Consider the following 22335-nt stretch of genomic DNA (forward strand, 5'->3'; position numbering starts at 1 on the left):
AGAAGACCCGATGTCGAACAAGCTCCTCCCCACGACCGTCGTCGGCAGCTATCCCCAGCCCGATTGGCTCGTGGACCGCGAACTCCTCGGCTCGAAGCTCGTGCCGCGCGTCCGCGTCCGCGACGTCTGGCGTGTTCCCGAGCCCTTCCTCGAACAGGCGCAGGACGACGCCACCATCCTCGCCATCCGCGACATGGAGCGGGCCGGCATCGACATCATCACCGATGGCGAGATGCGGCGCGAGAGCTACTCGAACCGCTTCGCGACGGCGCTCGAGGGCATCGACAACGACAATCCGGGCGAGGTGATCGGGCGGACGGGCAAGCCGACGATCGTGCCGCGCGTGGTCGGCGCGATCCGGCGCCGCGAGGCCGTCGAGGTGCGGGATATCGAGTTCCTGCGCCGCAACACGGATCGGGCCGTGAAGCTTACGCTGCCCGGCCCCTACACGATGGCGCAGCAGGCGAAGAACGAGTTCTATGCCGACGAGGAGGAGATGGCGATGGCCTTCGCCGCCGTCGTCAACGAGGAACTCAAGGACCTCAAGCGCGCCGGCGCCGACGTGATCCAGCTCGACGAGCCCTGGCTCCAGGGACGGCCGGACGGAGCGGCGCGCTACGGCGTCAAGGCGATCAACCGGGCGCTGGAAGGCGTCGAGGGGCCGACCGTCATCCATGTCTGCTTCGGCTACGCCGCGATGGTGAGCGAGAAGCCGTCCGGCTATTCCGTCCTGCCGCAGCTCGCCGATTGCGCGGCCGACCAGATCTCGATCGAGGCCGCCCAGCCGAAGGTCGATCTCGGCGTCCTCAAGGACCTTGCCGGCAAGACCATCCTGCTCGGCGTCCTGAACCTCGGCGACAAGAGCGTCGAGACGCCGGAGACCGTGGCCGAGCGCATCCGGGCCGGGCTGAAATACGTTCCCGCGGACAAGCTCGTCCCGGCGCCCGATTGCGGCATGAAGTACCTCTCGCGCGAGGCCGCTTTCGGCAAGCTGCGGTCTCTCGCCGAGGGCGCCGCGATCGTGCGCCGCGAAATCCAGTAGCCCCAGCCTCGCAGCCAGGAACCCGATCCATGCGCTTCTCCTCGATCCGGACGACGGCGGGCGACACGCTCGCCGTCAGGTTGGAAGACGGCCTCCACGACCTGCGCGCCATCGACCCGTCGCTCCCCGACGGCGTCGGCGCGCTGGTCGCCGGCGGGCCTGACCTGATGGCTCGCGCCGGCCAGGCGGCGAAGGACGCGACGGCCGCATCGCGGCTCGACGAGGCCTCGCTCTCCTACCGCCCGCTGATCGAGCGGCCGGGCAAGATCATCTGCATCGGCCGCAACTATGCCGCCCATGCGCGGGAGGGCGGCGCGGAGCCGCTCGCCTATCCGGACGTCTTCATGCGCAGCGCGTCCTCACTCGTCGCGCATGGCGAGCCGCTGGTGCGGCCGCGCGCCTCGGACAAGTTCGATTACGAGGGCGAACTCGTCTTCGTCGTCGGCCGCAAGGCGCGGCACGTCCGCGCCGCGGACGCCTACGGCATCATCGCCGGCTATTCGCTCTTCAACGAGGGCTCGCTGCGCGACTACCAGCGCAAGGCGACCCAGTGGACGATGGGCAAGAACTTCGACGGCACGGGCGCCTTCGGCCCCGATCTCGTCACCCCCGACGAACTGCCCGAGGGCGCCGACGGCCTCCGCCTGACGACCGTGCTCAACGGGCAGGTCATGCAGGACGGCAACACGCACGACTTCATCTTCCCCGTCGCCCGGGTGATCGAGATCCTGACCGAGGCGATGACGCTCGAGCCTGGCGACGTCGTCGTGACGGGGACGCCGGCCGGCGTCGGCTATGCCCGCAACCCGCCCGTCTTCATGAAGCCGGGCGACGCGGTCGAGGTGACGATCGAGAAGGTCGGCACGCTGCGGAACACCGTGCGCGACGAGGCCTGACGGCGGCTGAGGGGAGGGGGCTCAGCCCTTCTCTGGGGAGAGCAGCTCGCGATTGATGCTCTTCCCACCCTCCCCTGGAGGGGGAGGGTCGACGGCGAAGCCGGCGGGGTGGGGTGAAACCACCTTGTCCCATCGCCGGCGCCGTCGAGGCGGAGACCGCGCGTCACCCCACCCCGGACCTTCGGTCCGACCCTCCCCCTCCAGGGGAGGGTTGCTCATCCCTGGCGCTGCTTTCCGAGCCGGCGATCCGGCTGGTCGCCGGGATGGATGCGGATGGCTAGCGGCGCCCCTCGGGCGGCGTTAGGACATCGCATCGGGACGTCGTGAAGGTCGATCACAAGGCCGTCCCGCCGGGAGGGTTTGGGATGGCAGACGGAACGAGTGGTTCGACGACCGATTGGCCGGCGCGCTTCAAGACGGCGGCGACCGCCATCATCAGCGACAACCTCGATCGCCTCGCGGGCGCGGTCGGGCTCCGGCCTTTCCATCGCGGCGGGACGATGGCGGGCACCGCCTTCACCATCCGGACGGCGGCGGGCGACAACCGGGCCATCCACGAGGCGCTCGAGCTGTTCCGGCCGGGCGACGTGCTCGTCGTCGACGGCGGAGGGGACACGAGCCGCGCCCTCATCGGCGAGATCATCTCGACCATCGCCCAGCAACGCGGGGCGGCGGGCATGGTGATCGACGGGGCCATCCGCGACGCGGGCGCGTTGGCGCGCTCCGATTTCCCGGTCTTCGCGAGGGTTGCCATCCACCGCGGCCCCTACAAGAACGGCCCGGGCGAGACGGGCGTGCCGGTCTCGATCGGCGGCATGGTGGTCCATCCGGGCGACATCGTCGTCGGCGACGAGGACGGCGTCGTCGCCTTCTCCCCCGAGATCGCTGCTGATCTCCGCGCGGCCGTGACGGCGCAGGAGGAGAAGGAGGAGGAGATCCTCAAAAGCGTCCGCGACGGCACGTATCGGGGCGCCTACGCGAAATAGTCCACTCGACGTCCTCATGCTGAAGCGCCGGCCGAAGGCCGGCCTCGAAGCACGCATCCGTCGAGGCTCGGCTTCGCCGAGCGCCTCAGGATGAGGAGCGGGAAGCGGCGCCGATCCTGCTCAGTCCCAGGACGCCTCGGCCGTCATGCACAGCGTGCCGTCGGCCTTCGCGGTCCAGAGCTTCAGCCCCTCGCCGTCGGGCGAGGCGTGCAGCGAGAAGGCATCGTCGTCGAAGAGGGGCGAGAGGCCGCGGAAGGCGAAGCGGGCGGGCGGCTTGCCGCGCAGGTCGCCGGCATAGTCGCAGAGCATCGCCGCCTGCATCGGCCCGTGGACGATGAGCCCGGGATAGCCCTCGACCTCCGTCACGTAGCGGCGGTCGTAATGGATGCGGTGGCCGTTGAAGGTCAGGGCCGAGTAGCGGAACAGCAGCGTCGCATCGGCGGTCATCGGCCGGCTGTGCTGGCCCTGCTCGGCCTTCGGCGGCGCCTTGGCCGCGCCGCCGGGCGGATCGAGGTCGCGATAGACGACATCCTGCCGCTCCTCGACGACGACCCGGTCGCCGGCTTCGATCCGGTGCGAGACCGTGACGAAGCAGAGCGCGCCGGTGCGCCCGTGCTTCAGGACGACGTCCTCGATCCGAGAGACCCGCCGGACGGCATCGCCTACGGCGAGGTCGCCGTGGAAGACGAAGCTGCCGCCGGCCCACATCCGCCGCGGCAGCGGAACCGGCGGCAGGAAGCCGCCGCGCTTCGGATGGCCGTCCGGCCCGAGCCCGGATGCCGGAACGGCCGGCTGCGCCAGGCAGAAATGGATCAGGCGCGGGACGACCCCGCCCACCGGCGGCGCCTCGGCCGGCCGGTCGAACATCGCGTGATACTTGCGGGCGAGGTCCTCCGTGACGAGGTCCTCCCGGACCTCCTCGCGGCCGATCCAGCTCCGCAGATGATCGATGTCGAGGGCGTCCGTCCCGCTCATGATTGCGTCCTCAGAACGAGCGCGGCAGGCCGAGGACGTGCTCGGCGACGTAGGAATAGATGAGGTTCGTCGAGATCGGCGCGACCTGGTAGAGGCGCGTCTCGCGGAACTTCCGCTCGACGTCGTATTCGGCCGCGAAGCCGAAGCCGCCATGGAACTGGAGGCAGGCATTGGCCGCTTCCCAGGACGCCTTGGCGGCGAGATACTTCGCCATGTTGGCCTGGGTGCCGCAGGGCTCGTGCGCGTCGTAGCGGCGGCAGGCCTCGAAGCGCATCAGGTTCGCCGCCTCGACCTCCATGAAGGCGTCGGCGATCGGGAACTGGACGCCCTGGTTCTGCCCGATCGGGCGCCCGAAGACGACGCGCTCCTTGGCATAGGCCGTGACCTTGTCGATGAACCAGTAGCCGTCGCCGATGCATTCGGCGGCGATGAGGGTGCGTTCGGCGTTGAGGCCGGTCAGGATGTATTTGAAGCCCTGGCCTTCCTCGCCGATCAGGTTCTCCGCCGGGATCTCGAGATCGTCGAAGAAGAGTTCGTTGGTCTCGTGGTTGACCATGTTCAGGATGGGATTGACCTTGAGCCCCTTGCCGACCGCATCCTTCAGGTCGACGATGAAGATCGACATGCCCTCGGACTTCTTGCGGACCTGGTCGAGCGGCGTCGTGCGCGCGAGGAGGATCATGAGGTCCGAATGCTGGATACGGCTGATCCAGACCTTCTGCCCGTTGACGACGTAGCGGTCGTTGCCCTTCTTGACCGCCGTCGTCTTGATCTTCGTCGTGTCGGTGCCGGTCGTCGGCTCGGTCACGCCCATCGATTGGAGGCGGAGTTCGCCGGTCGCGATCTTGGGCAGGTAGCGCCGCTTCTGCTCTTCCGAGCCGTGCCGGATGAGCGTGCCCATATTGTACATCTGGCCGTGGCAGGCTCCGGAATTGCCGCCCGAGCGGTTGATCTCCTCCATGATCACGGAGGCTTCCGTGAGGCCGAGGCCCGATCCGCCATATTCCTCGGGGATGAGGGCGGCCATCCAGCCGGCCTTCGTCAGCGCCTCGACGAACTCTTCAGGGTAGCCGCGGGCCTCGTCGATCTTGCGATGGTACTCGGCCGGGAACTCGGCGCAGAGCGCGCGGATCGCATCCCGGATCTCGTCGAAGCCCTGGCCTGCCGTGGTCTGCATGGATGTGCCCTCGGTCCCTTTTTCGATTTGTCCGACCTTATCGCGGCAAGGCGGCGCCGCATCCCTACAGGCTTTGGGCTCGGCCAGCCAAGGGGGAGAGGCGAAACAATCGAATCCCGGCGCCACCGGGTGCCGCCCGCAGGTGGCGCCCGATGGCGGTGGAGCGCATCCGGCGCGCTCAGGCCAGGAGGGGAAGGCGGACCGGCGCGACGACGCGATCCGGCCGCGAGGGCGCTTCTATTGGCCCATCGTCACGCCGGCCTTCTTGATCACCGGCGTCCAGCGATCGATCTCGGCCTTGACGAAACCCTGGAGCCCGGCAGGCGTCGAGAGGCTTTTTTCGGGCACGTCCGCTCCGAGTTCGGCAAAGCGCGTCTTGGTGTTCGGGTGGTTGAGGGCATCCACGAGGGCGGCGTTGAGCTTGTCGACGATCGGCTGCGGCGTGTTCTTCGGCAGGAACATCGCGTTCCAGACCTGCACCTGATACTCCGGCAGCCCGGCTTCCGCGGTGGTCGGCGTATCCGGAAGCGAGGGCGCCCGCTCCTTCTGCGCCACGGCGTAGGCCTTGATCGTGCCGGCCTGAGCCTGCGGTGCGACGCCGACGATCTGGTCGCAGAGGTAATCGACCTGGCCGCCCATGATGTCGTTCATGGCCGGCCCCGTGCCGCGATAGGGCACTTCGGTCGGCTTCACCCCGATGATCGAATTGAAGAGCAGGCAGGTCGTGTGAGAGACCGAGCCGATCCCCGCATGGGCGTTCGTCACCTTGCTGCCCTGCTCCTTCAGATAGGCGACCAAGCTCTTGAGGTCGGTCGACGGCAGGTCCTTCCTGGAGACGACGAGGATCGGGTTCGTGTTGACGAGGCCGACCGGCGTGAAATCCTGGAGCGGATCGTAGCGGAGCTTCGGGTTCAGGGCGACGGCGGCCGCGTGGGTGCCGGTATGGCCGATGAGGAAGGAATAGCCGTCGGGATCGGCCCTCGAGACGCGCAGGCTCGCCGTCTGGCCGCTCGCCCCGACGACGTTCTCGACCACGACCGTCTGGCCGAGCGAGCGCGACATCTGGTCGGCGATGATGCGCCCGACGACGTCGGTCGGCCCGCCGGCCGCGAAGGGAATGACCATCGTCACGGGGCGGGTCGGATAGGTCTGGGCCTGCGCCGCGCCGATGGAGAGGCCGAACGCGGCCGCCAGAATGGCAGCTCTTCGCGTGAACATGCTCGGGTTCCTTCCCTGGATGGACCGGCCCTTCCGGCGGGCCGTGTCGCCATCACCCTGGCGCAAGGAGGAGAGCGCGATCAAGTCGACCTTCGACGCGTGCGCAAGGCCGCGCCCCACCGGACGATCGGAGCCGCGCCCGGTCGGCGCCCGACCTATTCCGCCGCTTCGGGAGCCTTCAGCACGCCGCGGCGGATCTGATCCTCCTCGATCGACTCGAAGAGCGCCTTGAAATTGCCCTCGCCGAAGCCGTCGTCGCCCTTCCGCTGGATGAACTCGAAGAAGATCGGCCCGATCGCGTTGGACGAGAAGAGCTGGAGCAGGACCTTCGTGCTGCCGCCTTCGACCACGCCCTCGCCGTCGATCAGGATGCCGCACCGTTCCATCCGGTCGAGCGGCTCGCCATGGCCGGGCACGCGCCGTTCGACGCGCTTGTAGTAGACGGGCGGCGGCGGCGGCATGAAGGCGAGGCCCCTCGCGCGCAGGGCCTCGATCGTCGCGTAGATGTCGCGCGAGCCGCAGGCGATGTGCTGGATGCCCTCGCCGTTATAGGCGTGCAGGTATTCCTCGATCTGGCCGCTCTCGCCGGCATCCTCGTTGATGGGGATGCGGATCTTGCCGTCGGGGCTGGTCAGGGCCTTGGAATAGAGCCCCGTCATCTTCCCTTCGATGTCGAAGTAGCGGATCTGGCGGAAGTTGAAGATGCGCTCGTAGAAACCCGCCCAGACCCCCATCCGGCCCCGGCGGACATTGTGCGTGAGGTGGTCGAGATAAAAGAGGCCGAGCCCCTCCGGCTTCGGGTCGCGTTCGCCGAGCCAGTCGAACTCGGCCTCGTAGGGCGAGCCCTTCGCACCGTAGGTCTCGACGAAATAGAGCAGCGAGCCGCCGATGCCCTTCACCGCCGGCACGTCCAGAACGCCCGCGCCGTCCTTCGGATCGGCCGGCTCCGCGCCGAGCGAGAGGGCTCGTTCGTAGGCGAGCCGGGCATCGACGACGCGGAAGGCCATCGACGGCGCGCAGGGCCCGTGCTCCGCGACGAAGCGGTGGCCATGCGTACCGGGCTCCTCGTTCACAAGGTAGTTCACGTCACCTTGGCGATAGAGCGTCACCGCCTTCGTCCTGTGCCGTGCCACGGGGGCAAACCCCATCGTCGCGAAGAGGGCGTGCAACTCGGCGGGGTTCGGATGAGCGTATTCGACGAACTCGAAGCCGTCGGTTCCCATCGGATTGGCCGCGTCGATGGCCGGCGGCGGAGCGTCGTGCGGATAGGGACCCATGGCGTCCTCCATGACCTGGACCCGGCCAGGACAGCACGTCCGACGCGCGACGGGCGTGCAAAACGGCGCGTGCTCACGCTATCCTGTGCGCGGATCGTGCATGAAGGCCGCGCCGGATGAGCAATTCTGTCGAACTCGACGCGTTTGATCTCAAGATCCTCGCGGCGCTTCAGACGGACGGCCGTCTCGGCAACCAGGACCTTGCCGACCGCGTGCACCTCTCGGCGAGCCAATGCTCGCGCCGGCGGATCAGGCTCGAGGCGGAGGGGATCATCCGCCGCTACCGGGCCGATCTCGATCCGGCCGCGCTCGGCCTCGCGGTGACGGTCTTCACCCGCGTCACGCTCGCCGCGCATAGCCGCGACAATGCCCGGCGCTTCGTCGATCTGGTCCAGGGGCTCGATTGCGTGTTGGAGGCCTTCTCGATGACCGGAGACAGCGACTATCTGCTCAAGATCATCGTGCCGGACCTCAAGGCACTGTCGGAGGTGGTGAACGGCGCGCTCCTGCCGCACGAGAGCGTCGCGAGCGTGCGCTCGTCGGTGGTGCTCGACACGCTGAAGGATGCGGCTCCGCTGCCGCTGGGGGCGAGGGACGTCTGAATCCGGCCCGGCCCCGCGCGTCGCGGCGCCGGTTCAACTCCGCTCGGCGCGGGCGTCCCGCCGGATGCGGGCATCGGCGAGGAGGCACAGCATCTCCCACAGGAGGCTGGCCCCGGTGAGCGCCGTCAGGTCGGCGACGTCGAGCGGCGGCGACACCTCGACGAGGTCGGCAGCGACGAGGTCCAGCGGGCCGAGCCCCCGCACCAGACGCTGGGCCTCGTAGGAGGTCAGGCCGCCGATCTCGGGCGTTCCGGTGCCGGGCGCATAGGCGGGGTCGAGCGCGTCGATGTCGAAGGAGAGATAGGTCGGGCCTCCGCCGGCGATCCGGAGCGCCTCGGCGATCGCGCGATCGATGCCCCCCTCGCGCAATTCGTCCATCGTGACGATGCGGATGCCCTGGGCCAGCGCCCAGTCGTTGTCCTCGGCGGCATGCATCGAGCCCCGGATGCCGATCTGGATCGTCCGGTGCGGATCGAGCACACCCTCCTCGACGGCGCGCCGAAAGGGTGTGCTGTGGGTGTAGCGGCTGCCGAAGAAGCTGTCCCAGGTGTCGCTATGCGCGTCGACATGGACGAGGCCGACCGGGCGGTCCCGCCCGACCGCCCGCAGGATCGGCAGGGAAACGAGATGATCGCCGCCGACCGACAGGGGCACAGCTCCCGCCGCGAGGATCTCGGCGATCCGCTCCGTGATCGCCGCGAGCGTCGCGGCCACGTCCACCGGATTGACGGCGACGTCGCCGAGATCGCCGATGCGGCACAGGTCGAACGGGCTCCGCTTCGTCACCGGATGCAGGCGCCGCATCAGGGTGGACTGGTCGCGGACGGCGCGCGGACCGTGCCGGGCGCCGGGACGGTTGGTCGTGCCGCCGTCGAAGGGAATGCCGAGGATCGCGATGTCGGTCTCGCCGGGATCAGCGAGCACCGGGCTGCGCATGAAGCTCGCGACGCCCGCGAAGCGCGGAACGAGAAGGTTCGGACGTTCGGAGGTCATCCCGATGCTCCTGGGAAATCCGGCCGCCATCGCGGCCGGAACGGGCAGGCTCGCCCGCCGGTGTGTCAGGCGTTTGGCGGGGCGTTCAGCGCTTCCGCCCGGCCTGTCCCTTCACCGCGTTCTCGATCTTGTCGAGCTTGTCCTCCAGCTTGTCGAGCTTGTTCAGGATCTGGGTCAGGATGTCCGGCACGACGCGGTTGTAATCGACGTTCTCGCGCGAGGCCTTGGCCGTCTCCCGCATGGCCGCGAGGAGCTCGCGCACTTCTGCCGGGGACAGGGCGCCCTGGGCCTGCTTGTCGGACCGAGCCACGTCGGGGGCCGGGCTGTGTTGGACTTGACCCTTCGCGGGAGCCGCCGGGGCGGGCTGGGCTCGTGCCGAATCGTAGCCGGCCCCCATCAGGGCGAAAAACGCCGCCGCGCATGGTGCAAGTGCCAAAATCCGCATGTCAGCTCCCCGAATCGATCATGCGGACCGTTGCCGAGGCGGCGCTCCGGAGCAACACGAGATTGGTGCTGCGATCACGATCGGCCTGAACGGGCTTCCGCGTGGGCAGCGCTCCTCGGGAGACGACGTCTCAGAAAAGGACAGCCGTCGGCGGTTCGTCTATCTTTTACCCTTGATTCGGGCAGAGCTGCCGCGAGTCGCGCGAAGTGTCACGGTCACGCCAATCATGAATTCATCATCTGCGAAGCTGGAGTCAGTCAGACGATCCGGGAATGAGTGGAGCGATCTCATCAGGACGACCCCTCGGGAGATCCTTGATGCTGTGCAGACCGTTATCCTGAGCAATCGAGATCAGCTCGAGAGCCACTACAGGCATTACCTCGAAAGCGATCCGCAGATCGCCTCTGTGCTGTCGACGCCCGCAAGCCGTGAGGAACTCACCGGCGCCTTCATGGCCTGGCTGGGCGAGCTGATGAACTTCAATGCGATGTCCGCCGACGCGTTCTGCGACCGGCAGATGCGGATCGGCAGCATGATGGCGCGGGTCGGCTATCCGCCGCATGCCATCTCCCGAGGCCTGCACAAGCTGACCCTGTGGTTCATCGATCGGCTGGCCGCGACGCCGCTGCCGGCAGACCAGCTCGTCCCGTCGATGCGGTTCGTGGTCATGCTTGTCGGCACCTGCATGGAGATCCGGGAGGTCAGCTATCACAGCAACGTCGCCTCCCTCTCCCGTCTCGGCGAGGCCTATCGGCTTCATGCTCTCAGCCTCAATCTCGGCCTCGAGCGCGAAAGGCAGCGCGCGGCGCTCCTGGAATGGAGCCATCGGCTGCTGCTCTCCGTCCATCAGGACGCCTGGGCGGAAAGCTTGAACCGGATCGACCGATCCGAGTTCGGGCTGTGGCTCACGCACAAGGCGCCGCTTCTGTTCGACAGGGACACGGAACTGGAACGGATCGTCGCGTCGGCCCGGCGGATCGACGGCGAACTCCTGCCGGCGCTCTCGGCGGCGGCAGCCTCTGGCCGGCCCGCGACGCTGGAGGGGATCCAGCGCATCGAGGCGGAACTCGCGACGATCCGGTTCGCCTTGAACAATCTGTTCGACACCCATCTCGAGCTGGAGAAGGGGCGCGATCAACTGACCCATCTCCTCAATCGCCGGTTCCTGCCGCCGGTGCTCATGCGCGAGATCGCTCTGCAGCGGTCCGGAGTCGGCAAGGGCCTCTGCGCGCTTCTGCTGGACATCGACCATTTCAAGGTCGTCAACGACACGCATGGGCATGATGGCGGCGACATCGCTCTCCAGCACGCGGCGTCGATCGTCGTGAGTGCCATCCGGCCGGCCGATTTCGCCTTCCGCTACGGCGGAGAGGAATTCGCGATCCTGCTGGTCGAGGCCGATCTCGAGTTGGGGCTCAAGATCGCGGAGCGGATCCGCAGCCGGATGGAGGCCTCGGCTGCCGCCCTTCCGAATGGGCGGAGCGCTCGGCTGACCGTGTCGGTCGGGCTCGCCGGCTTTGCCGGGGAACTCGATTTCGAGGCGTTCCTGAAGCGCGCCGACATGGCGCTCTACGAAGCGAAGCAGGCGGGGCGGAACCGCGTCGTCGTCGCTCCCGCCGGGGGCGCCGGGCGCGGGCAGTAGGTCCCGGCGGAGCCTGCCGCTCCAGCGCGCTCTATGCGGCGCGGCGGTTCACCCGGGCCAGCCGCTCGAGCGCGGCGTCCAGTGTCTCGTCACGCTTGGCGAAGCAGAAGCGCACGACGCTGCGCACGCTCCCCTCGGCATAGAAGGCGCTGACCGGGATCGCCGCGACGCCGTGGTCCATGACGAGGCGGCGGCAGAAGGCGACGTCGTCGGTCTCTCCGCTCGCGCCGATGTCGATATTCACGAAATAGGTGCCGCGGGAGGGGATGACGCGGAAGCCGAGCCCTTCGAGCCCGGCCGTGAAACGGTCCCGCGCCCGCGCGAAATCCCGCCGCATGTCCTCGAAATGGGAATCCTCCTTTCCGAGGCCGTAGGCCACGGCGGCCTGGAGGTTCGGCGGCGTCGTGAAGGTCAGGAACTGGTGCGCCTTGCCCAGCACCTTCACGATCTCGGGCGCCGCCATCACGAACCCGACCTTCCAGCCGGTCAGGTTGAAGATCTTGCCTGCCGAGCCGATCTTGATCGTCCGCTCGCGCATGCCCGGGAACGCGATGAGCGGCCGGTGGCGATGGCCGTCGAAGACGACGTGCTCCCAGACCTCGTCGCAGATCGCGACCGCGTCGTGCCTCACGCAGAACCGCGCCAGAAGCTCGAGGTCCTCGTCGGGGAAGATGGTCGCGGTCGGGTTGAGCGGATTGTTGAAGAGGACCGCCCGCGTCCTGTCGGTGAAGGCGGCAGCGAGCGCTTCCTCCGTCAGCCGGAAATGCGGCGGCTGGAGCGTGACGAAGCGCGGCACCGCGCCGGCCCGCCGGACGAGGGGCAGATAGGCGTCGTACATCGGCTCGAACAGCACGACCTCGTCGCCCGGCCGGACGGTGGCGAGGAGGGCTCCGGCGAGCGCCTCGGTCGCGCCCGACGTCACCATCACCTCGCTCGCCGGATCGAGATCGAGCCCCTGCCAGTGCCGGTAATGGGCGGCGATGGCGCCGCGCAGTTCGGGAAGCCCCATCATGGGCGGATATTGGTTCCAGCCTTCGATCACGGCCTCGGCGGCCTTGCGGCGCACGTCGAGCGGACCGGGATCATCCGGGAAGCCCTGACCGAGATTGACCGCGCCCGTCTCGCGGGCCAGCGCCGACATCGTCTCGAACACGGTGGTCGGCAGATCGGCGTAGATAGGATTCATGGGCGGCGTCCCGTCGTCGAGCTGGCTCGTCTAGCACGGTTGTTCGTTAAACAGAACGGGGCGTAATGAAACGACGGAGGAGAAGGGCCGTCAGGCCGAGGCCGATGCCGAGGGCCGGCCAGGAGGTCGCCGGCCAGAGCATGGTCGCGGCGGCGAGGCCAGCGAGGACGAGGTTCAGGACGACGATATGCGCGTCGATCTCGATCACCCGGAAGCCGGCATCGGTGGCGCGCTGGTAGAAGTGGCTCCGATGCGCCTCCCAGACGCGCTCGCGGCGAAGCGCACGGCGCAGCAGCGTCAGGGTCGCGTCCATCACGTGGTAGAGCGGCAGGAGGAGAGCCGCCGCGAGATGGCCGGAGCCGGCGAGCGAGAGCAGCAGCCAGCCCGTCAGGAGCCCGATCGGGAGGGAGCCGACATCCCCCAGGAAGAGCCGGGCCACGGGGCGGTTAGCCGGCGCGAAGCCGAGCAGCGCTCCGCAGAGGGCCGCGGCCATCGCACCCACTGCGACCGGGACGAGCCCCGCGAGGGCTGCGATCGCGATGGCCCCGCAGAGCGGGACGAATTCGGCGACGGTGATCCAGTCGATCCCGTCCATGAAGTTGACGAGATTGACCCACCAGGTCCCGGCGAGGACGAGGAGCGCCCGCTCGACCGGAAGCGGGACCGCCTCCGGCAGGATCCGGGCGGGATCGGCGAGCCAGACGATCGCGGCGACGGCCGCCATCTGCACGAGGAGGCGAGGCAGGGCGGGCAGGGGACGGATGTCGTCGGCGGCACCGAGTGCGGCGAGAATGATCGCCGCCGCGGCGAGCCCCACCAGCGCGGGGAGCGCCGCCGCCCCGGCGAGGGCCGCCGCACAGCCGAGGCCGAGCGCGAGGGCCGCCGCGACCACGGCGATCCCTCCGCCTTGCGGCGTCGGCACGCGATGGCTCGAGCGCGCATTCGGGCGGGCGAGCGCGTAGCGCACCAGGAGAGGATGGAGCAGGCGGATCAGGCCGGCCGAGAGCAAGGCCGCCCCGACGAGGGCGGCGGCATAAGCCGATGCGGGCTGCACTTCAGCGCGCCGGATAGGTCAGGACGAGCCCCTCGCGGGCGAGAAAGGCGCCGGGCATCTCGGCTTTGATCTCGCGCTCGACCTCTTCGAGATAGCGGTCGTCGTGCATCGGATGCAGGTGGAAGACGGCGAGGTTCTCGACCTCCGCGGCCTTGGCGAGATCGACGCCCTTCTGCCAGGTCGAATGTCCCCAGCCCTGGCAACGGATGTACTCGGTCTCCGAGAACATGCCGTCGTAGATGATGAGATCGGACCCGCGCACGAAATCGGTCAGGTCGCGCGGCGGCCACGGATCGCTGTGCTCGATGTCGCTGATGTAGCAGATCCCCCGGCCGCCGAAATCGAAGCGGTAGCCGGTCGCGCCACCGGGATGGTTGAGCGGAATGGTGCGGGCGACGAAACCGTCGCCGAAGTCGAGGTCGTCGCCGGCCTTGAAGCCATGATGGACGAACTTCCCCGGCAACTGCCCCAGCGAGATCGGGAAGAGCGGAGGCGAGAACAGCCGGTCGCAGGCCTCCTCCGCGCTTTCACCGCGCAGGTTGCCGCAATGGAGCCTGATCCGGTTCTCGGGATGAAGCGCCGGCTTGAAGAAGGGGAGCCCGCTGACGTGATCGAGGTGGAGATGGCTGAGGCAGACGTCGATCTCCTGGGGGCAGGAGCGCTTCAGAAGCTCGAGCCCGAGCGGCGTGATTCCGGAGCCCGCATCGATCACGAACAGGCGTGTGCCGCAGCGCACCTCGACGCACGGCGTATTGCCTCCGAATTCCTCGAAAGCTCCGCCCGGAGCCGGGATCGAACCCCGGACGCCCCAGAATTTTACGGTGAGCGCCCCTGCGCTTGGCGTCGCATCACTCATCACGCAACTCGCTAGAGGGGTTCCGCGCGTGACGGAAGCCCCGAAACGTCGATGGCGGGCCCCTGCGCCGCCTTTGGCTGGCCTACGATGCGCCCACCTTCGAAGCGGAGGACGGCGTCGTAGAGGTCGGTCGTGGCGGCGGCGACGGGATCACTCAGCGCGATCACGAGACCGCGGCCCGCCATGGTCTCGGCGAGGCGCCGCACGGTCGCGACGGCCTCTGCATGAGGAAGATGGTCCAAGGCGTGCTCGACCACAAGATTGTCCGGCATCCTGACGATGCACCGCACGAGCTCCACGGCCGAGAGTTCGGCCATCGACATGGCCGGATCGATGGGATCGAGACGGGCCGCGAGGCCGATCCGGATGACCTCCGGCTCGAGATCGAACCGGTCGAGGATGCGGCGGACATGGGTCATCACGGTCCGTTCGGCCGCCGCGCGATCGTCGGCGATGCGACCGAACAGGAGATTGTCGCGAAGGCTGGCCGCCGCGCAGATCCGGTCTGGATCGAAGATCTCGACCGCGGGCTCGAGGCTTTTCGGAAGCTTCGCGGCGAAGGCCGTCCGCACGCGCACGAGAGGAGCTTCGAGCTCCTGCGTCAGCAGACCCAGGCGATGCCGCCTTTCGCTGTAGCGTAGCGCGATGCCGATGAGCCGTTCGGTATCCCGTCCGGACGCCGCCCCCCGCTGCCCCGCCTCGCGCCGGTCGAGAATCCGTTCGACCTCGTCCCGGTCGGTGAACGAGACGAGCGAGAAATTGGCGACGATCGAGGGCCCTTCCGGGATGTCGGAAAACATCTCGAGCGTCGTGCGGGCGATCGCTTCGCCCATGTCGGCGAGCGGCCGCGTGAGGCCCTCCGCATCCAGGAGGCTGCGCATGAAGGGATGCGAGGGGAGGCGGTCCTCGCGGAAGGTGTCGCCGATCGCGGCGCCGAACAGGATGTTCTCGCCGATCGTGGCGTGCGGATTGTAGCGCGCGGGATCGAACGGCTCGACGAGGGCGGATTGGCCCGCTTCGTCCAGCGAGGCGCGCAGCGCCCGCCTCGCCTCGACCAGCCGTTCCGCGAGACGCGGCTCGCGCCTGGGGTCGAGCTTGGCCCCGAGCCCGCGCCGCTCAACCATGCTGTCGAGGCCCGCCACGCGCAATGCATCGGGCAGGCGCGCCTCGGCCTCGACGTCGCCGCTCGAGCCGTAGAGCAGGTTCGACAGGAGAGAGCCGGCGAAGAGATAGGTCTCGCCCCCCGCAAAGGCGAGGTGGCGTGCGTGCCAGGCGCCGTCGGCATCGCGCAGATCGCGGCCGGCGAGGGTCAGGCGGCCGCGCGTGGGCGCGACCTGGCCGCCGAGCACAGCCGCGAAGCTGCGCGCGCCGCCGTCGCGCGGACCTTCGAGGGCGATGTGCGCGGGCAGGAAAAAGCCGCCGCTCGTCCCGGCCAAACGCCCGTCCGGTGACGGCGGAGTGGCGAGATCGGCGATTTCGACCGGCCCCAACGCCGGTAGAGGCGTTTCATCCCGGCTGCGGCGACGCGACTGGAAGCCCCCGAGGAGGCGTGCGAGTTCGGCGAAGACGGGACGCAGTTCGTCGAGCTGCCGCCGACCCGTGCGGTGGATCACGAGGGCGCCGACCGCCATGGCCGCCGCGACCGTCGCCGAGGCCGATCCGCCCGCGGACAGGCCATGCGCCCGCGCGGCCCACAGCGTCGCGGCGAGGACGGCGGCGGGGCCTGCGAGCATCAGCACGATGGTTCCGGCCGCCAGCGCCGCATGCCGCCGTTCGAGGCGGTCGGTCAGGCGGGCGGATGGGCGGAGGTCCTCCGCGATCCGGTCCTTCTCGGAGGATTGGGTGCCGTGGCGGCTGACGGCGGACAGGTTGCGGGCGAGATCGATCAGATCCTGCTGCAGCGTTGTCGCGACGCTTCGGCCCGAGAGTGTGACCTGCCGGCGCAGCGCGTCGAGCCGGTTCGCTGCGAAGGCCGAGGCGCACAGGCTCACGAGCAGCAGGGCCGTGCTTTCGAGGTCCCGCAGGATGATCCAGGCGAGCGCGGCGACCACGACGGCGCCAGCGAAGACCGGAACGGCCGGCAGAGCGCCGAGAAGCCGCCGATCGCCGCCGATCGCGGCACCCGCGAGAAGGGCGGCGTGGCGCGCGTCCTCGCTGGCCGCGACCGGAGCCGAGGCGATGCCGTCGCTGATCCGTTCGACCAGAAGGTCGTGCGTGAGTCGCCCGATCCGCCCCGCCATGGCCGCCGCGACCCACCAGAGCACGGCCGCGACCAGGACGGCGAGGGCGAGGCCTCCACCCAAGGCAAGCGGCAGATCGCGTCGCGCCACCGGGATGCCGGGCAGAATGACCACCGGCTCCTGGCTGATCCGGTCGGGCAGCTTCACCGTCCAGCGCAGCACGCTCACCGTATCGCGGCCGGATTGCGCGGCGGCGCTCGCATCCATCGCGACGCTCACGAGATCGAGCACCGCCAGGACGAGCGGCAGGCCCGCCAGCAGAGCGAGGACGACAAGAAGGGAGGTCAGGCCTGGCGCGGCGCGCCAGACCAGCCTGAGAGGATCGCGCTCCATAAGGATCTCGGCTGGGCGGGAGCGGCGACGTTACCCGCCCTTGCGTCTCTTGCGCAACGCGGCGCCCGGGGGCTCGGCGCATTCGCGCCTCGGCAGAAGCGGCTTTCCGTCCGGGCATCGGTCGGCATTTCCTCGGGGACCCGGCTTCCCCGTCCCCGAAAATGATCTAAGGCCTGACGGAACGATCGGAAGGAGCGCGTCATGGAGGATTTCGGGACCTACGACTACGTCATCGTGGGGGCGGGCTCGGCCGGTTGCGTGCTCGCGAACCGCCTCTCCGCCGATCCCAAGACGAAGGTCCTGATCCTCGAGGCGGGCGGGCGCGACAACTGGATCTGGTTCCACATCCCCGTCGGCTACCTCTTCGCCATCGGCAATCCACGCGCCGACTGGATGTACACGACGACGAAGATCCCCGGCCTCGGCGACCGCGCCATCCCCTATCCGCGCGGCAAGGTGATCGGCGGCTGCTCCTCGATCAACGCCATGGTCTACATGCGCGGGCAGGCGGCCGATTACGACGGCTGGCGCCAGCTCGGGCTGAACGGCTGGGGCTGGGACGACGTCCTGCCCTTCTTCAAGCGGCACGAGGACCATATCGCGCCGCCGAACGGGTTCCACGCCTCGGGCGGCGAGTGGCGGGTCGAGCATCCGCGCGTCCGCTGGGCGCTGCTCGACGCGATCCGCGACGCGGCCGAGGCAGCCGGCATCCCGAAGATCCCCGACTTCAACACGGGCGACAACGAGGGCTCGTCCTACTTCCAGGTGAACCAGCGCCGCGGCCGTCGCGTGAGCGCGGCGGGCGCCTTCCTGAAACCTGCCTTGAAGCGCCCGAACCTGCGGCTCGAGACCGGGATCATGGTCGACAGGGTCGAGATCGTCGACGGGCGCGCGGTCGCGGTCGAGTTCGTCCAGGGTGGCCGGCGCTGCCGCGCCGCGGCGTCGGGGGAGATCGTCATCTCGGCCGGCGCGGTGAGCTCGCCCGTGATCCTCGAACGCTCGGGGATCGGCGATGCGGAGCGGCTCGCGCAGCACGGGGTCGCGAGCGTCCATCACTTGCCGGGCGTCGGCGAGAACCTCCAGGACCACCTGCAGATCCGGCCCGTCTTCAAGGTGAGCGGCGTGCGCTCCCTCAACACCGACTACTACAACCTCATGCGCCGGGCCTGGATGGGGATCGAGTACGGCCTCTTCCGCAAGGGCGCCCTGACCATGGCGCCGAGCCAGGTCGGCGCCTTCACGCGCTCGTCGCCCGACTACGCGACCGCGAACATCCAGTACCATTTCCAGCCGCTGTCGCTCGACAAGTGGGGCGACGGGCTGCACCGTTTCGGCGCCTTCACCGCGAGCGTCGCGAATCTGCGCCCGTCGAGCCGCGGCGGCGTCCATCTCGCCTCCGCCGATCCGGCCGTGCAGCCGGACATCAACCCGAACTATCTCGACACCGACGAGGACAAGCGCGTCGCGATCGACTCGCTCAACATCACGCGCCGGATCGTCGCCCAGAAGCCGCTCGCACCCTACCGGCCGGAGGAGTACCTGCCCGGACCCGCCATCGCGACCGACGAGGACATGCTGCGCATGGCGGGGCAGATCTCGAGCCCGATCTTCCATCCCGTCGGCACGGCCGCGATGGGCCGGACGAGCGATCCGCGCGCGGTGCTCGACGAGCGGCTGCGCGTCCACGGCATCCGGGGCCTTCGGGTCATCGACGCCTCCGCCATGCCGCGCATCATCTCCGGCAACACCAATTCCCCGACGATCATGATCGCCGAGAAGGGGGCCGCGATGATCCTGGAGGATGCGCGGGGCTGAGCGGCAGGCGAGGCCGCCTCAGCCCGCGACTTCCCGCCGGTGCGTCTCGGCCATCTCGGCCATGCTGGTGAAGCGGAAATCGGTGCGCGGCAGATCGCCGGGGTTCATCGTCGCGCCGAACCCCTCGTCGGCATGGCGGCGCCAGATCCAGCATGAGGTGAGGCCCACCGCATTGGCCGGCTTGTGGTCGTGGAACAGGCTCTCGGCCGTGTGCAGGATGTCCGTCTTCGCGACGGGCGTGCCGCCCAGGCCGTGGGCGAGCCTCCCGAGCATGGCCTCGAAATTCCTGAGGCTCGGCTTGTAGGCGCCCACATCCTCGGCCGTCACGATCGCATCGAAATCGACCCCGAGGCGCCTGTTGCTGAGAGAAAAGCTCTCGTTGTCGACGTTGGACAGGATGACGAGCTTGTAGTGCTGCTTGAGATAGCGGAGCGCCTCGACGCTGTCCGGAAAGGCCGGCCAGTCGCCGACCGAGCGTCCATAGGCGACGCATTCCTCGTGGGTGACGGGGACGCCCCATTGCTCGGCGAGGCGCTTGAAGACGATGGCGAGGAGGTCGCGATAGGGCCGCGCCGGCGTCTGGAGCTGTTGGTCGCTCTCGTGGAAGGCATGGGCTTCGAGGATCTGGTTGCGCGTCAGCGCCGGCTCGACCCGATCCGTCAGCGGCCTCAGCGCCGCCACCATGCCGCTCTCCCAATCGATGAGCGTGCCGTAGCAGTCGAAGGTGAGGACCTTGAAATCGCTGATGCGCATGGTGTCGTCTCGCTATCCGGCCGGGCTTCCGCCCGCCAAGCCTCGCTTCAGGTGCCAGAGTTCCGCGACCGGGACCACCCGCCGCGAGGGCGATCCCTCTCGGCCTTCGCGGCTCCAGAGAAACGGGTAGAACGACAGCGCCTCGTCGAAACCGGGATAGGAGGCCGACGGCTCCGGCAACAGGCGATCGTCGTCGTAGATGTCGTCGAGGTCGCCGGCGAGGCACCATTGAACGAAGGCGGTATGGCCGAGCCCGAGCGTATCCCAGTCGAGTCCGTCGGGCGGCAGGTAGTGGACCTCGCCCAATCTCGCCGGGCCGAACGCTCCGCCGTTGACGGCGAAGAAGCCGCCGACGACATCGTCGGCGATCAGCAGGAAGCCACCGGAATCTCCGCTGCGGAATGCCCCGGCTTCCTCGTTCCAATCGACGAGCGAGCGGGCTTCGTCCGGACGTCCCGATCCAAGGAGGCGGAGCAGGCCGCCGCCGACCACAAGGCCGCCCGTCTCGTGGACGAGGCTTCCGAGCATCGACCGGGTGCTCACCTGGAGCCGGACGAGATGGGCGTCGCGGGCCGCGGGATCGGGCGGCAGGATAAGGTTCGCGTTGGCTCCCTCGGCGCGGCACCAGTCGAGCAGGAGCGGCAGCGCCGGATCCTCGCGATCGACGAGATCGTCGAGGGATCTCAACGGCTCGTCACGACCAGATGGTGCCGACGAGGTGCCGCAGCGGCCGCCGAGGCACCAAGGCCCCACCTCATGCGCGCGCCATCGTGACGTCGAGCTGGGGCTTGGTGTTGATCGTCTGGAAGACCACGCAGTAGCGCTCGGTCAGCTTCAGGAGTTGGTCGATCTGCTCCTGCGGCGCATCCGTCTCGACCTCGAAGGCGAGGCGGATCGTCCGGAAGCCGACCGGCGCGCCCTTGTCGACCCCGAGCGTGCCGCGGAAATCGAGATCGCCTTCCGCCTTGACGATGCCCTTGCGGAGCTCGATGCCGAGCGCCGTCGCAACCGCCTTGAGCGTGACGCCGGCGCAGGCGACGAGCGCTTCGAGCAGCATGTCGCCCGAGCAGAGTTCGGCGCCCGATCCGCCCGTCGCGGGATGGAGGCCCGCGATCGCGAGCGCCTTGCCGGTCTCGACCTTGCAGGCGATCGAGGCGTCGTCGATCTCGCCCGATGCCTTGAGGGTGATCACGGCCGCGTCCGGCTCCTGCCGGTAACGGTCCTTGATCGGTGCCTGCATGGCTCTCAGCGCCGCCGCGTCCATTCCGTCCTCCTCGATGCCGAGCGCTTATCGGGCGCTTGCGCCGGAAGGTCCAGACGCGACCGCAGACCTATTGCGACGGTGCCGCCATGGCGACCACGTCCTTCGCCTCGCGCAGCTTCGCGATCAGCCGGTCGCGCTCTTCGCCGGAGACCCGCTTGGCGGCGATGCGCACCCGGTAGAGACCGCCCGCGCGGGGGCCGTCCGCGATGCTGGCGCCCATCTCGCCGAGGACCGCCTGGATGCGGCTCATCGTGGCCTGCGGGGTGAAGGAGACGAGGGCGTAGGTGCCGTCTTCGATCCGCGCCTCGCTCGGACCCGAGGCCGTGCCGTACGTCCCGGGTCCCGACGTGATCATCGTACCGATGATGCCCGCCTGGAGCGCGATGACGAGCGCCGCGGCGGTGCCGGCGAGGGCGAGGGAGCGCGGCGTGAAGCCGCCGAGCAGACCTGCCAGCCGGTCGAGGAACCCGCTGTCGCGGACCCGGCCCGATACCGCGCGGCCGAGACCGGCGAGCCCGGGCGGGCGAGCCTCCTCCATCGCCGCGATGCGGTCGAAGACGCGGTCGCGGGCGCGCGGGCTCGGGGCGGGCATCGCGTCGGCGAAGGCGACCGCCTCGCCCATCTCCTCGCGCGTCAGGGCGAGCTTCTCGGCGAGAGCCGGATCGCGCGACAGGGCCGCCTCGACGCGCGCGGCTTCGTCCGGCGTCGCCGTGCCGGCGGCGTACCAGGGCAGCAGAAGCTCGATGTCGTCGCCCGCAGGCGTCTCGGTGGTCATGTCGGTTCCCGTCTCGGAGGGGCTACCGGTCTGTCGTTCGGCGGTGCGCTTCGGTTCATGCCGTTTCGGTTCATGGCCAGCCCCGATCGAGGCCGGCCGCCTTCAGCAATTCGGAGAGGCGCTTGCGAGCATAGAACATCCGCGTCTTCACGGTCGCTTCGGGGATGCCGAGCACGGCCGCAGCCTCCTCGACGCTCTGCTCGTGATAATAGACGAGCTGGATCACTTCGGCATGGTCGCGCGAGAGCTTCGCGATGCAGCGCTGCATCGCGTCGGCCTTCGAGGATTTCTGGGCCGTCACCTCTGGGGTGTCGGCATCGTCCTCGATCCCGGCCGCCTTGTCGTCGTCGAGCGCGTCCTCGCGTCGGCGCCGGAGCGCGGACAGCGCCTTGAACCGCGCGATGGAGAGCAGCCAGGTCGTGACGGCGGCGCGCTCCTCGAAGCGGGAGGCCTGCTGCCACACGTCGACGAAGACGTCGCTCACGAGATCCTCGGCCGCCGCCTCGTTGCGCAGGATCCGCAGCAGGAAGCGATACACGCGGACGTGATGGCGACCGTACAGAACCTGCATCGCGGTCTGGTCCCGCGCCGCGATGCGCCGGATCAGCGCAGCATCGGAAGCTGGGTCCATCCCCGCCGGTCTCCACGCTCGAACGTCCCGAGGCATAGGCGGGAGCTTCGGCGAAAAGGCAAGCGCGGAGGGCTCGTCGCCGGCCTCCTCCGTGGGCGGCGCGGCGGGTGTCGGCCGGTCTCGGGACACGCCGAAAACGTGCCTGTCTTCAGGGACGGTTCAGCCGCCGCACGCC

21 protein-coding genes are annotated in these 22335 nt (G+C 69.1%); 6 read left to right on the forward strand and 15 right to left on the reverse strand.

What is annotated here, in order from left to right:
- The first annotated feature begins 10 nt into the window (after positions 1–10).
- From EV668_RS16250 to EV668_RS16260, 3 genes are all read left to right on the forward strand, one after another.
- A complete protein-coding gene (locus tag EV668_RS16250) occupies positions 11–1042 on the forward strand; it encodes a 5-methyltetrahydropteroyltriglutamate--homocysteine methyltransferase (RefSeq protein ID WP_133771818.1) in 1032 nt (343 codons plus the stop codon).
- Positions 1043–1071: 29 nt separating this feature from the next.
- Positions 1072–1938, forward strand: coding sequence for a fumarylacetoacetate hydrolase family protein (locus EV668_RS16255; RefSeq protein WP_133771820.1), 867 nt, complete (start codon positions 1072–1074; stop codon positions 1936–1938).
- 365 nt (positions 1939–2303) lie between these two features.
- Positions 2304–2924, forward strand: a complete 621-nt coding sequence (locus tag EV668_RS16260) for an RraA family protein (protein WP_133771822.1) — start codon at positions 2304–2306, stop codon at positions 2922–2924.
- 120 nt (positions 2925–3044) lie between these two features.
- Here the strand turns inward: EV668_RS16260 and EV668_RS16265 are convergent, their stop codons facing one another.
- From EV668_RS16265 to hppD, 4 genes are all read right to left on the reverse strand, one after another.
- Entirely contained in the window at positions 3045–3899 is an 855-nt protein-coding gene (locus EV668_RS16265) for an HTD2 family dehydratase (protein WP_133771824.1), read from the reverse strand.
- A 10-nt stretch (positions 3900–3909) separates the two neighbouring features.
- Positions 3910–5076: an acyl-CoA dehydrogenase family protein gene (locus EV668_RS16270; RefSeq protein WP_133771826.1), complete on the reverse strand. Its 1167-nt coding sequence runs from the start codon at positions 5074–5076 to the stop codon at positions 3910–3912.
- A gap of 237 nt (positions 5077–5313) precedes the next feature.
- Positions 5314–6294 (reverse strand): tripartite tricarboxylate transporter substrate-binding protein, encoded by a 981-nt coding sequence (locus EV668_RS16275; protein WP_133771828.1) that lies wholly within the window; start codon positions 6292–6294, stop codon positions 5314–5316.
- Positions 6295–6449: 155 nt separating this feature from the next.
- Positions 6450–7571: a 4-hydroxyphenylpyruvate dioxygenase gene (hppD, locus tag EV668_RS16280; RefSeq protein ID WP_133771830.1), complete on the reverse strand. Its 1122-nt coding sequence runs from the start codon at positions 7569–7571 to the stop codon at positions 6450–6452.
- Positions 7572–7687: 116 nt separating this feature from the next.
- Here hppD and EV668_RS16285 point away from each other — a divergent pair, with 116 nt between their 5' ends.
- Positions 7688–8173: an Lrp/AsnC family transcriptional regulator gene (locus tag EV668_RS16285; RefSeq protein ID WP_133771832.1), complete on the forward strand. Its 486-nt coding sequence runs from the start codon at positions 7688–7690 to the stop codon at positions 8171–8173.
- Positions 8174–8206: 33 nt separating this feature from the next.
- Here EV668_RS16285 and speB read toward each other — a convergent pair whose 3' ends face one another.
- Positions 8207–9166: an agmatinase gene (speB, locus tag EV668_RS16290; RefSeq protein WP_133771834.1), complete on the reverse strand. Its 960-nt coding sequence runs from the start codon at positions 9164–9166 to the stop codon at positions 8207–8209.
- A gap of 85 nt (positions 9167–9251) precedes the next feature.
- On the reverse strand, positions 9252–9476 hold the full coding sequence (locus EV668_RS24870; protein ID WP_166652506.1) for a hypothetical protein: 225 nt from the start codon (positions 9474–9476) through the stop codon (positions 9252–9254).
- Positions 9477–9837: 361 nt separating this feature from the next.
- On the opposite strand from EV668_RS24870, the gene EV668_RS16300 reads away from it, so the two are divergent.
- On the forward strand, positions 9838–11253 hold the full coding sequence (locus EV668_RS16300; RefSeq protein ID WP_280960114.1) for a GGDEF domain-containing protein: 1416 nt from the start codon (positions 9838–9840) through the stop codon (positions 11251–11253).
- A gap of 31 nt (positions 11254–11284) precedes the next feature.
- Here EV668_RS16300 and EV668_RS16305 read toward each other — a convergent pair whose 3' ends face one another.
- From EV668_RS16305 to EV668_RS16320, 4 genes are read right to left on the reverse strand one after another with little or no spacing between them, the layout of a single operon-like run.
- Positions 11285–12439: an aminotransferase gene (locus EV668_RS16305; RefSeq protein ID WP_133771840.1), complete on the reverse strand. Its 1155-nt coding sequence runs from the start codon at positions 12437–12439 to the stop codon at positions 11285–11287.
- Positions 12440–12485: 46 nt separating this feature from the next.
- Positions 12486–13493 (reverse strand): MraY family glycosyltransferase, encoded by a 1008-nt coding sequence (locus EV668_RS16310; protein WP_133771842.1) that lies wholly within the window; start codon positions 13491–13493, stop codon positions 12486–12488.
- A 1-nt stretch (position 13494) separates the two neighbouring features.
- Complete coding sequence (locus EV668_RS16315) at positions 13495–14349, reverse strand: MBL fold metallo-hydrolase (protein ID WP_133771845.1); 855 nt, start codon at positions 14347–14349, stop codon at positions 13495–13497.
- 11 nt (positions 14350–14360) lie between these two features.
- Positions 14361–16922, reverse strand: coding sequence for an ABC transporter ATP-binding protein (locus EV668_RS16320; RefSeq protein WP_133771847.1), 2562 nt, complete (start codon positions 16920–16922; stop codon positions 14361–14363).
- Positions 16923–17123: 201 nt separating this feature from the next.
- Here EV668_RS16320 and EV668_RS16325 point away from each other — a divergent pair, with 201 nt between their 5' ends.
- Positions 17124–18737, forward strand: a complete 1614-nt coding sequence (locus tag EV668_RS16325) for a GMC family oxidoreductase (protein WP_133771848.1) — start codon at positions 17124–17126, stop codon at positions 18735–18737.
- Between the two features lie 18 nt (positions 18738–18755).
- On the opposite strand, the gene EV668_RS16330 is transcribed toward EV668_RS16325, so the two are convergent.
- The 5 genes from EV668_RS16330 to EV668_RS16350 form a co-directional block, all read right to left on the reverse strand.
- Positions 18756–19490 carry a haloacid dehalogenase type II gene (locus tag EV668_RS16330; RefSeq protein WP_133771849.1) on the reverse strand — a complete coding sequence of 245 codons (735 nt, stop codon included), beginning with the start codon at positions 19488–19490 and terminating at the stop codon, positions 18756–18758.
- Between the two features lie 12 nt (positions 19491–19502).
- Entirely contained in the window at positions 19503–20177 is a 675-nt protein-coding gene (locus tag EV668_RS16335) for a DUF2625 family protein (RefSeq protein ID WP_133771850.1), read from the reverse strand.
- A 67-nt stretch (positions 20178–20244) separates the two neighbouring features.
- Positions 20245–20754: an OsmC family protein gene (locus EV668_RS16340; RefSeq protein WP_133771851.1), complete on the reverse strand. Its 510-nt coding sequence runs from the start codon at positions 20752–20754 to the stop codon at positions 20245–20247.
- A 67-nt stretch (positions 20755–20821) separates the two neighbouring features.
- The gene (locus tag EV668_RS16345; RefSeq protein ID WP_133771852.1) at positions 20822–21529 is read right to left on the reverse strand and encodes a hypothetical protein; all 708 of its coding nucleotides are present in this window, start codon (positions 21527–21529) and stop codon (positions 20822–20824) included.
- Positions 21530–21599: 70 nt separating this feature from the next.
- Positions 21600–22160, reverse strand: a complete 561-nt coding sequence (locus tag EV668_RS16350; protein WP_133771853.1) for a sigma-70 family RNA polymerase sigma factor — start codon at positions 22158–22160, stop codon at positions 21600–21602.
- Positions 22161–22335 lie beyond the last annotated feature (175 nt).

The sequence above is a fragment of the Enterovirga rhinocerotis genome (assembly GCF_004363955.1).
Taxonomy (GTDB): domain Bacteria; phylum Pseudomonadota; class Alphaproteobacteria; order Rhizobiales; family Beijerinckiaceae; genus Enterovirga; species Enterovirga rhinocerotis.